General features: G+C 35.4%; 9 protein-coding genes. 4 read left to right on the forward strand and 5 right to left on the reverse strand.

Going from position 1 to position 12,114, the window contains the following annotated elements:
• Positions 1-102 precede the first annotated feature (102 nt).
• From ABEY15_RS10595 to ABEY15_RS10605, 3 genes are all read right to left on the reverse strand, one after another.
• Positions 103-873 (reverse strand): Cof-type HAD-IIB family hydrolase, encoded by a 771-nt coding sequence (locus ABEY15_RS10595; protein ID WP_429890036.1) that lies wholly within the window; start codon positions 871-873, stop codon positions 103-105.
• A 45-nt stretch (positions 874-918) separates the two neighbouring features.
• A complete protein-coding gene (locus ABEY15_RS10600) occupies positions 919-1,866 on the reverse strand; it encodes a LacI family DNA-binding transcriptional regulator (protein ID WP_429890037.1) in 948 nt (315 codons plus the stop codon).
• 528 nt (positions 1,867-2,394) lie between these two features.
• A complete protein-coding gene (locus ABEY15_RS10605) occupies positions 2,395-4,119 on the reverse strand; it encodes an alpha-keto acid decarboxylase family protein (RefSeq protein ID WP_429890038.1) in 1,725 nt (574 codons plus the stop codon).
• 666 nt (positions 4,120-4,785) lie between these two features.
• On the opposite strand from ABEY15_RS10605, the gene ABEY15_RS10610 reads away from it, so the two are divergent.
• Both ABEY15_RS10610 and ABEY15_RS10615 read left to right on the forward strand, forming a co-directional pair.
• Positions 4,786-6,717 carry an Ig-like domain-containing protein gene (locus ABEY15_RS10610; RefSeq protein WP_429890039.1) on the forward strand — a complete coding sequence of 644 codons (1,932 nt, stop codon included), beginning with the start codon at positions 4,786-4,788 and terminating at the stop codon, positions 6,715-6,717.
• A 287-nt stretch (positions 6,718-7,004) separates the two neighbouring features.
• Complete coding sequence (locus ABEY15_RS10615) at positions 7,005-7,349, forward strand: fibronectin type III domain-containing protein (RefSeq protein WP_429890040.1); 345 nt, start codon at positions 7,005-7,007, stop codon at positions 7,347-7,349.
• 191 nt (positions 7,350-7,540) lie between these two features.
• Here ABEY15_RS10615 and ABEY15_RS10620 read toward each other — a convergent pair whose 3' ends face one another.
• Both ABEY15_RS10620 and ABEY15_RS10625 read right to left on the reverse strand, forming a co-directional pair.
• Positions 7,541-9,196: an FAD-binding dehydrogenase gene (locus ABEY15_RS10620; protein ID WP_429890041.1), complete on the reverse strand. Its 1,656-nt coding sequence runs from the start codon at positions 9,194-9,196 to the stop codon at positions 7,541-7,543.
• Positions 9,197-9,378: 182 nt separating this feature from the next.
• Positions 9,379-10,257 carry a YitT family protein gene (locus tag ABEY15_RS10625; RefSeq protein WP_429890042.1) on the reverse strand — a complete coding sequence of 293 codons (879 nt, stop codon included), beginning with the start codon at positions 10,255-10,257 and terminating at the stop codon, positions 9,379-9,381.
• 173 nt (positions 10,258-10,430) lie between these two features.
• On the opposite strand from ABEY15_RS10625, the gene ABEY15_RS10630 reads away from it, so the two are divergent.
• Positions 10,431-10,874, forward strand: coding sequence for a MarR family winged helix-turn-helix transcriptional regulator (locus tag ABEY15_RS10630; RefSeq protein WP_429890043.1), 444 nt, complete (start codon positions 10,431-10,433; stop codon positions 10,872-10,874).
• A 2-nt stretch (positions 10,875-10,876) separates the two neighbouring features.
• Positions 10,877-12,061, forward strand: a complete 1,185-nt coding sequence (locus ABEY15_RS10635) for an MFS transporter (protein ID WP_429890044.1) — start codon at positions 10,877-10,879, stop codon at positions 12,059-12,061.
• Positions 12,062-12,114: the final 53 nt, after the last annotated feature.

The following is a 12,114-nucleotide window of genomic DNA, read 5'->3' on the forward strand; positions in this document are numbered from 1 at the left end:
ATTATCATACATGAAGACAGTATTTAAGCCAGTATTATCCATATTCAAGCCTAGCCACTAAGTGTTCGCGCTTTTCAACTTTTATCTAATCTCTTTCACGTATTAGATTAATAACATTTTCTTAAGAGCATTGTATATTCCATGTTCATTGCAGCTATCTGTGATTAAATTAGCTTTCTCTTTAACCGCAGTTTCAGCATTTCCCATTGCAACACCAATTCCTGAAAGTTCCATTAGTTCGATGTCGTTCATTCCATCTCCGAAAAAGACGATATCTTCTTGCTTAAATCCATTTTCTTTAGCGATTTTCAATATTGTTTTTGCTTTCGAACCTTCTTTAGGGATGACATCCGAGCCAAATTGGTGCCAACTCACATATCGGAAATCGTTGATATCATATTTTTGAAGATCTTCAGTCTTGCAAAAAAGCATAGCTTGAATAATAGAATTTTCTTTCCAATACATCTCATCAAAGTCAGGGATAATCAATCCTAGACTTTCATAGGCCTTAGTTAATGATTCTCCGGGTTCTTCAAAATGTCTTTTTACCCCTTTCAATGTTTGGAACACAATCTGATCATTGTTTTCCATCGCAATTTCAATTAGTTTCATAATAGATTCTTTTGAAAATACTTCCTCATGAGCTATTTCATGACGTACATACCCTACTGACCCATTACATAAAACATAAGTATTAATTTCAAGTTCGTCGACGATGGATATTGCAGAAGTGTAGTCTCTTCCTGTCGCGATTACGATTTCATGTCCATTTTCTTTAAGAGAAACCAAAGCTTGTTTAGTACTGTCTAAAAACTTCATTTCAGTCGTTAGTAATGTTCCATCAATATCAAAAACAATAAATTTTTTACTCATTTTCTTTCCCCACATTTTTCTCTATTTTTTATCTTTAATTATGCTTCAAATAGAATCTCTTTCTACAATTCGATAAGATATTTTTACTTTTTTTCTAGATTTCGCTATTGCAAGGCTACAAGCTTGTTCACCGACTTTCGTTAATTGGTGATCCACTGTAGAAATTCCCATACCGATACCAATTGGTTGATTTTCTTGACCAATGATTGCTAAATCAGTTGGGATTTTCAATTGTTGCGATTTTGCGTATAAATACATTCCACCAGCCACTTCATCGCCATTTGCATAGATAGCGGTTGGCTTTTTTTGTAAATGCAAGAATTTCTTTGCAGCTTCATAACCGTCCTCTAAGCAATGACATTCTGATAGATGGTATTCAGGTTGAAGTTCACCAAAAATCTCAGTATAAGCATCTATCATTTGCTTCGTGCTGTTGCTCTCTAGCCTAGCTGTTGTGAATGCTACCACATCATGCCCTTTGTTTTTTAATAATTGAAAGGCATCTAAATATGAAGAATAGCGGTCCATATAGGAACAGCCAATTTCCTTGTGTTGCGTATATTCACAAGCTACGATTGAACCATATTCGCTAAAAGGAATGATTGTTTCCCAATCATTTGCTCGTGAAGTGATAATGATGCCATCATACAGCTTGCTTTTTAATTTTTGTAAATACTCCACTTCTTTTTCTTTACGATAATTTGAAGGAAGTACCGTTATCAAAAAATCTTTCTCTAATGCCTTGTTCAGAATACCGTTTAATATTTGATCAAATGCTGGATTGTTGTTATATGGGAGAATAACACCTATTGTCCTTGTTTCTCCCCGAATTAAATCAATTGCATTTTTATTTGGTGTATAGTTCATTTCTTCAATGACTTTAAGAACAGCCTCTCGTTTATCATTAGCAACATACTTATAATTGTTTAGTACCCTAGAAACAGTTGAAACGGATACACCTGCTAATCTTGCAATATCGTTAATATTTGCCATCTTACACCGCCAACACAGAATAAATTTTAAGGAATTTTACATATTTAAATTCAATTTCTTAAAACCATTTATATAAGGTTTCTTCCTCTGTATGCATCAATATCGTAATCTTCGTTTCTCCTACAAAAAGTGTAGAATGTTCAATATCTTCCTCAAATCAGAAAAATTTTTTACTATTTAAAAGTTTACTGCTTACAATATATAACCTTTTATAAGTTAAAAACAAATCTTCAAAGATTTCCAATAACCCTGTAAGGTCAAACAATGGATGTTCATCGTGATAAAAGTTACCCTATTAAGTTCATCTTTTTTCACATCTCGTTGAAAATCAGCTTACTATCAATCTAATTTATGAAATGGATTTCAAGTCAAGAGAATAATCAAATTAAATTTCATATATGCTACAATAAAGCAAATTAAGGTTTTCATCACTCGATTTATTGAACAAATAACCATAAGAAATATAGGAAAATGACAATAAAAAAAAGTTGGGATCATCTTTTTGATTGATTCCAACTTTTTTTGTTACTATTTTTGGTTGCGTTGCATTGCCTGCTTCTCCAAATACTTGTACATCTTTTTCATATTTTCTGGTGCGTCCAATGGGTCTTTTACAATCATTTCAATAATACAGAGTCTTTCGGAACATTCAATTTCAGCTTGGTTTATTGCCTGTTCAAGCTCTCCATAAGTACGAGCAATAGCAGTAAACGCATTGCCTCCAAAGGCTTCAGCTAATTTAGTGTAAGACCACTTAGGGATTTTGTTGTATGTTTGATTTTTAGTTTTAACATTTAAATATTTTTCGATCGTATAACCGTCATTGTTTAAGACGAAAATTATCGGTTTACAGCCGTAATAGAGCATCGAACTAATTTCTTGCGCAGTTAGCTGTAGTGCGCCATCACCTGTAAACAGCAACACCCGACGTTCTGGGGCTGCGATACAAGCACCGAACGTCGAGGGGGTTGCATATCCGATGGAACCCCAGCCTCCTTGCCCAAAATATGTAATATTACTAGGCAGTCTCACCTCCGCCATTCCATTGTAGAATGTCCCAATTTCAACGATCATAATGTCGTCCTTTTTCAGCATACGTTGAAAAAGTGGATAATAGCCGGCCGCCTTAAGTGGTTCATCGTTATTTACATTGTATTGATCGTATGGAAATGACACTTTTCCTGGCAATCCTTGGCCTTTATAACCCACATTTTGTACTGCTTGAAGCATGTCCGTAGCAAGAACTCTCGGATATACCGCCTCAGCAATCTTGACTAGATCCGATTGGATATTGATGGTCACCATTGAATTCAGTTTTGCGGTAAAATTCGCTGTATTGGTGTCTGCTAATACCAAGCCAATCGCAATGATACAGTCTGCATTTTCTACCGTACTTTGAACCTCAGGACATCCAAACGAGCCTAAGTACATTCCGATATAATTAGAATGGGTTTCATCGAATGCCCCTTTACCGAACATCATGGACGCAACTGGTATATTCATGTTGTCTGCCAACTGCAGAACTGCAGCCTGAAGGCCAAAACGTATGGTTTTTACATCCGCTAGGATAACCGGCTGCTTTGCACATTCTAGCAGCTGACGCACATGATTTGTCGCAGCCTGAAGAGATTTTAAGTTTGACGTATTTAGTTGTGGTGTTGGTTCTATCCGTTCCATAATCGGCTGATCCACTAAATCATCGGCCACTACGAGGTAAACAGGCTGTTTCTTTTCTTTTGCAATGTGAATAGCAGCTGGAATTTCAATCATGGCATTTTCAGGTGTGAGTACAGCACTATAGGCAGTTATCTGTTTATACATATTGCGGAATACATTAAAATCCCCATCCATTAGAGTATGGTGCATCAACTTGTGCTCTTTTTGATCTTTTTCTTTTGGGGAACCAACAATGTGAATGATCGGAACATTTTCACTATAGGCTCCAGCAATCGGATTGCATGCATTCAACTCCCCAACCCCAAACGTTGTAATAAGAGCGGAGATCCCTTTGATTCTTGCGTAACCATCTGAAGCATAACCCGCGTTTAGTTCGTTCCGTCCTTCTATAAACTGGATTCCGTTATATCGCTCCAAAGTATCAAGAAGTGAAAAATTATAGTCCCCTGCGACGCCGAAAATTTCTGTAATACCCTCTTGCTTCAAGCAATCAAACAAAAACTGTCCAACTGTTTTTTGGGCCATTCCAGCATATGTGTCGGTGTCGGAACTAACTGTATTCTTCATTTTATCCATTACACACTCACTCCTTTTTTCAATATCAGTAGCTTGTTTGAGTTTCCAGCACCCTTTTTATTCGTACCCTATCATAGAACAGGCTATACGGTTGTTTGGAATATCCATTTCGATTTGTATGGTCAGTTCTTTACCAACAAAGATTTTAGCAAAGTAGCCAACGAAGAATTCCAGGGAAAATAAAAAAATAGTACATGGACGAAAGAAAACGGTTGGATGATTTCAGGACTAGCGAAAACTAAACGCGAGGCTTTGGTCACTTCAAATGAGTTAATGAATTTTATGTACAAAGGCAAATTAAAATAAGGTGTAATGTCATTTCTTGTTAATTATATAAAAGCTAAAAATGTAAACAAAGTAACTACCATATTCATTTAAGAGGATGGATTATAATTGTTCTTAGTTTTTCGTAATACTAGTATGAATGAATAAAAAGGGATGCAAGCTCTAAAATCAACCGCTCAAAAAAGAGTGGTAGGGAACCAATTAAAGATAAACTTTTTAAGCATTTTTAGAAAATAAATAATTTTTTTTGAAAAAATAGATTAATTCAAGTGTATGAATCTAGTAAAAATATGTTAGATTTGATGATGAACATAAAAATATGTTTGTGTAAAAAGGTTAGGGGATATAGGTTGGATTTAGAAACAGATACTGGAGGGGAAAATGAAAAAGATACTTAGTATTTTTATGATTGTTTTTATGATGACTATTCACTTTAGTAGTCTCACATTTGCAGAAGAAATGAACACACCAATACAAAATGGTAATCCGATTACTTCACAGATAACAGAAGGAACGAAACACATATATGAATTTACAACGAATGAAGATGGAGAATACTACATCATACTCGATAATACAGTTGGTAAATACAATCTAACTCTTTTTGATAGTGATGGGAAGACAATTTCAACCACTTATAATGGTGGTTCGAATCCAATTCTTAACTTAAGAGGAAAACTATTAAAAGGAAGCTATACCATACAAGTAGAACCACGCGATTTAAGTGGGATTTCAATTGGTAGCTACCGAATTAAAGCGACATATGCAGCTACGTTTAGTAGAAATGAGGTTACATTTGAACCGAATGAAACCATGCTAACTAGTACGATTCTTAAAAATGGAGAATATACGAGCTCAACTGCCGAACATTATCTTGATAGAGATGTCTATCAATTGACAACAGACAAAGCAGGGAACGTATATATTGCAATTGATGAAATTGTCGGTAATTTTAATTTTAATCTTTATGATAGTACCGGAAAGTACGTAGACCATCCTAACCAACCATCGCCAAATGGTCTTATCTATTTTAGTACGAACGTTCCACAAGGTACGTATTATCTTTATGTTGACCCATACTATACAGCTGGACAAATTGCTTCCTATCGAATAAAGGCAACATTCCCATCTTCATTTACAAGAGATAAAACTACTTTTGAACCAAATGATACAGACGAAACAAGTATGCCATTAACATCAAACCAATATTATTCTTCAAGTTCTACGAATATGAATGATAAAGATTTTTATCAGATTACGACAAATAAATATGGTTTTGTCCGTGTTGTACTCGATAATACCGTAGGACTGTTTTCGATGTGGCTTTATGATAGCAAGGGAATGCCTTTAAGTTCATACGGCTCATATGGCTATACGCAAAATTCAGGTGAAAAGATACACCTCAATTTAAATCTAGATAAAGGTACGTATTTTGTTCACATTGTTCCGATTGAACCACCTGGAGTAGATTTACCTGGAACAACAATTTCCTCTTATCGTATTAAAGCGGATTTTCTAGATAAAACACCAAGTGTAAACCCTGTTTATCATATTGATACGCATTTAACAGGGGCAGCTGAAACTGGTACGAAAGTGTCTGCAACTGCAGGAGGTAAAAATCTTGGTGAAACTATAGCAGTAGATGGAAAGTATAAGATCACGATTCCAGCTCAAAAAACAGGAACTGTCATCGGCGTTTACACAGTAGATGAAATCGGAAATATCAGTACGACTGCAAATACGACAGTAGTTGATGCGACAATTAAGGCTGTGTCTAGTTCATACAACAAGATTAAAATCACTTGGAACAACGTACCAGGAGCTAATGGATATGAAATATTCCGAAGTACTTCTAGTACAGGTGCGTATAGTAAGGTTGGTACAGTGTTAAATGAAAGTACGACTACCTTTACAAACAACTCTGTTACTACTGGTGCCATCTATTATTATAAAGTAAGGCCATACCGTACTATTAATGGAACGAATAGTTATACTTCCTTCACAAAATACACGAGCGGTAAAGCTATCCCAGCAACACCTAGTACACTTTTGGTGAAAAAACTGAGTTCCACTTCAATGACCTTATCTTGGTCAAAAATTGATGGAGCAAGTGGCTATCAAATCTATCGTTCAACTTCACCGAATGGAACATTTAGTTTGGTTGGTACAAACACTAGCGGAAGTCTAACTAGTTTTAAAAATGTGAAGTTGACAAAAGGGAAAACCTACTACTTTAAGGTAGTTGTTTATCGTACAGTTAATGGAAAGAAAGTACTAAGCCTTCCAACCTATGCTAGAATTTATAAAAATTAATAATAACAGTTAACTCATTGTGGTGACTAACCGCTCGATTTTCACTTTTAATAAAATACGATACGGCTGAGGTCATACGTAAAAAATAAGTAAGATATATTACTAAACAAATTTCGAATCACGGATGATAGCAGTTTCTTTTAAGAGAATTCTAAATGAATTCTCTTTTTTGTTTGTAATTACCCTAGATGCTATTCAAAAAGAAAATAATCAAAAAAGTACACAAATTACAACCGGAAAGACAATAAAAATTCCAAAAGATACGGTATCACTGAAGTCAGTTAGCAATGCGAAAATGGCTAGTTCAACTTCATCATCTGTCACATTTAAATGGACAAAAAGTATTTCATCCGATGTACAGTATTACAAAATTTTCTCAAAACCAAAACAACGCATTCATTATATCTGATGTACAAAATACCAAAAGTACTCAAAAAAACACATTCGTTACAACGGTTCCTAGTACGGATACCAGCGTGACAATAACCAGCTTATCGCCAAATACAACTTACTCATATGATGTAGCAGCGATTGATAGTGCAGGAAATACTTCGTCAGTGGTGACAATACGTGGAAAAACGACTCAACCAGCGATAACACTTCGCTCAAATAACGTAAGGTTGATTCAGTAATATTGAACTTTGCTGCAGCTTCACTAATTGAACAATATTTCACTGATAAACCCCAAAAACATATCTTTTTTTTTCAACATGAATATCATACGATTTAAACTATGGTTTAAGTCAACAAAAGAAAAAAATAAGATCGACTAGTTTGTCGATCAAAGTTGGTTAATATAGGTATGAGTTTTTTGAATACGATTTTATTCTAGATCTCTACTAATCGCTCTTCCTGCTTGTCTACCTGAAAATAAACAACCGCCTAAAAATGTTCCTTCCATTGCACGGTAACCGTGTACGCCGCCGCCGCCGAATCCAGCAACTTCACCTGCGGCGTATAGTCCAGGAATTGCATCACCCGAAGAATTTAAAACATTACCATCTAAATTTGTTTGAAGTCCACCAAGTGTTTTACGACTTACAATATTTAAACGAACAGCAATTAACGGACCGTTTTTTGGGTCTAAAATTTTATGAGGAGTTGCAACACGAATTAATTTATCACCAATATAATTTCGCGCTCCCCTTAAGGCTGTAATTTGTAAGTCTTTCGTAAATTTATTATCCATTTCACGATCACGTGCAATCAGTTGACGTTCAATTTCATCATAGTTTAGTAAATTTTCCCCGGTTATCTTATTCATGCCTTCAACAAGCTCTTCTAACGTGTCTGCAACGACAAAGTCCTCTCCTTTTTCCATAAAAGCTTTTACAGGTGCTGGTATTCCTGAAGTTGCCCTTTTCATCACTTGTTTTATGCTTTTTCCAGTTAAATCAGGATTTTGTTCCGAGCCTGAAAGTGCAAACTCTTTTTGAATAATTTTTTTCGTTAAAATAAACCAGGAGTAATCATAACCAGTTTGTTGAATGGCTTGTAATGTACCTAAAGTATCAAAACCAGGAAAATTTGGTGCAGGGAAGCGTTGTCCTCGTGCATCTAACCAAATTGATGATGGTCCAGGAAGAATACGGATTCCATGATTGCTCCATACGGGATTCCAATTTTTTATACCTTCAGTGTAATGCCACATTCGATCACGATTAACAATTCGACCACCAGCATTTTCAGTAATGGCAAGCATTCGACCATCAACATGTGCTGGTACACCAGATATCATCCTTTTCGGCGGGGTACCTAATCGACTTGGCCAATTTTGGCGTATTAAATCAACGTTCGCTCCAATACCGCCACTTGATACTAAAACCGCCTTTGCCCCATATTGAAAGTCACCAATTACTTCGCGAGAGCTATCTTCTCCTCGCTCTGATTTACTTGGTTCTAATAAAGAACCACTTACTCCGACTACAGATCCATCATTTGTTAGTAGTTGATCTACCCTATGTCGGGATCTGAATTCTACTAAACCTTTTTTCATATGTTCGCGAACTCTTCGTTCGAAAGGAGCAACAATTCCAGGACCTGTACCCCATACTACATGAAATCGGGGCACTGAATTCCCATGCCCTTCTGCAAGGTATCCACCACGTTCAGCCCATCCAACGATTGGAAAAAATCTCACCCCCATGTCATAAAGCCATCGCCTCTTCTCACCTGATGCAAACTCGACATATGCCTCTGCCCATTTCTTTCCCCAATAATCCTCATCTTCTCGATCAAATCCTGCTGTTCCAAGCCAATCCTGCCAAGCTAATTCCCTCGAATCCTTAATTCCTAACCTACGTTGCTCAGGAGAATCTACTAAAAATAACCCACCAAATGACCACCAAGCTTGACCACCTATTGATGCTTTCGGTTCCTGGTCTAGTAACAATACACTTTTCCCAGCATCAGCCATCTCAGCAGTTGCTACTAAACCAGCCAATCCTGCTCCAACAACAATCACATCGAATTTCTCCATCCAAATTCTCCCTCCTTTTAAGCCTTCTAATCTATCAAATTATAAATTTATTTACAAAAACAGTTTTCTAAATTTTCAGTTATCAATTAAATAATACAGCAAATAGCAAGATAATAAAAGGAAAGAAGGTCCAATAATGCTGAACCTTCCTTCATATTTCAATGCTTCTGTTAACCAGAAAGCTAATGTACATTTTTCTTTTTAAATCTTCCACCACGTACTTCTGCAATATCTGAAATTGCTAAAAAGGCACTTGCGTCAATGTCATCAACAATGGTTTTTAATTCCGCTTCTTCTAATCGGGTGATAACACAATAGATAACTTTTGTTGTTTCACCTGAGTATGCTCCTGTACCATTTATGTATGTTACACCACGGCCCATTCTAAAAAGAATTGCTTCTCCTATATCATCACTTTTGTCACTAATAATCCATGCTGATTTTGATTGTTCTAATCCTTCAACTACGATATCAATTGTTTTAAATGCGACTAAATATGCAATAATTGAGTACATTGCTCGATCCCAAGAAAAAATGAATCCAGCAGCTCCTAAAATAAATAAGTTGAAAACCATAATGATTTCACCAACGGAAAAAGGAATCTTACTATTAATAATGATCGCTAGAATCTCAATCCCGTCTAGTGCTCCACCAAATCGAATGGCTAATCCTACTCCAACACCTAAAACCATTCCTCCAAATATCGTTGCAAGTAATATATCTTCTGTAAAAGCAGGAATATGATGAAACATACTTGTTAAATAAGAAAGAACAGTGATGCCAAGTATAGTCGAAATTGCGAAAGTTTTCCCTATTTGCTTATAGCCTAAATAAAAAAAAGGGAGGTTTAATACAAAAAGAAATACGCCAAGTGGTAGCCCTGTAAGATGGGAAACCATAATCGAAATACCTGTTATTCCGCCATCGATAACATCATTTGGAACTAAAAATATTTCAAGACCTGTCGCTACAAGTAAGGAACCAACTAGCATAGCGATTGTTCTTTGTAAAATCTTCATTTTATGAGATTTCCCATTTGTTGAATGTATTACTTCTGCCATCTCAAATACCGTCCTAACTTTTTTGTAAAATTTTTCTACATTTAATATTTGCTCATATGCTCAATTTATACTAATTAAGTTCATTCACTGGACATTCACAATTTGTTCAAATATAATTAGCTAGACAACTATTTTAATTAGCTAGCTAACTAACTTTTCAAGGAGACTTTTTTATGCGCAAAAAGCAGCCTTTCTTTTTTTTATTAAATCAAACTACACGTCAGTTTTCGAAATCATTTAATGAGCATCTCGTTCCTACTGGATTGTATTTGGCACAATGGTCCGTTATTCATTATATCCATTTACATGGACCATGTACTCAACGAACAATTTGTTCGAATTTGAATATTGAGCCACCTACACTGACACGAACACTACGCAGAATGGAAGTTTTAGACTTAATTGTTCGCAAAGAAGGAACAGATAAAAGAGAAAAAATGATTCATCTAACTAATAAAGCTATAAATCAATTTGATAGTTGGAAAGAGCAAATCATCTCATTTGAGAATGATGTTATTAAAGATATACCAGATGAAGAGCTTGATATTGCACTTCAAGTTTTTCAAAAAATGATGAACAATATGAAAGCGTCGGAGGTTACTAAACAGGGGGAATAAGTTTGAAAAACGAGCGTTTATGGACAAAGGATTTTCTAAGTGTAAGCTTAAGTGGATTTTTTGTGTTTTTAGTATTTTATACGTTGATGGCGACATTGCCGATTTTTGTGATTGATAATTTAGGCCAAGAAGATAGTAAAGTTGGTCTTGTAGTAACATGCTTTCTTATCGCCTCAGTTGCAATTCGTCCATTTGCAGGCATCTGGCTTGATACAATTGGTCGCAGAAAAATACTAATCATTTCATTAGTTTTCTTTACATTAACAACATTTTTATATCCTTTTATAAATAATTTTGCATTATTACTTTTATTGCGTTTTGCACAAGGGATTGCTTTTGGTCTAGGAACAACTGCAACAGGTACAATAGTTGCTGAAATAGTTCCTATATCACGTAGGGGCGAAGGTATGAGTTATTATAGCTCATCCATGATCCTTGCAATGGTATTTGGTCCTTATCTTGGTATTAATTTAATGAATCATTTCACCTTCCATATTTTGTTTTTTGTTTGTGGATTCTTCGCAATTCTTTCACTTATTTTCGGTCTTTTCATTGCGATTCCTAAACAAACATTAAAAGCAAAAACTCGAATTAAACCATCACAATTAATTGAGCGTTCAGCATTACCAATCTCAATTACTTCAGCAATTATCTCTTTTGGTTACAGTGGTATCATTTCATTTATCACATTATACGCAAAAAATTTAGGTTTTGTAGATGTTACTAGTTTCTTTTTTATTGTTTATGCAGTTTTCATTTTAGGATCAAGACCTTTCACTGGTAAACTATTTGATCGTAAAGGAGCAAACATAATTGTTTATCCTGGGATCATCTTATTTACGATTGGTCTAGTTGTCTTGAGTTTTTCAACTGTACCAACAATCTTTTTATTTTCCGCTGCATTAATCGGTCTAGGCTATGGCTCAATCGTACCTAGTTTTCAAACATTAGCGATTAACACTGCTGCCCCTGCTAAAAAGGGAATGGCGACAGCGACATTTTTTATGTTTTTTGATGTTGGTATGGGAATTGGCTCTTACGTACTTGGAATTGTATCTGCGAAAACATCATTCCATATGATGTACGTAATAACTGCAATTGCTGTATTGTCAACGACTGTCATTTACTATTTATTGCATGATCGTAAACAAAGAAAAGCTATAGATCTCGAAAATGCAGCCGCATAAACTTAAAACCCACCAATATTTTGTAGTGACCCCATAAAGTTAGACTGGTTACT

The organism is Gottfriedia acidiceleris, from assembly GCF_050457485.1.
GTDB classification, from domain to species: Bacteria; Bacillota; Bacilli; order Bacillales; family Bacillaceae_G; genus Gottfriedia; species Gottfriedia acidiceleris_D.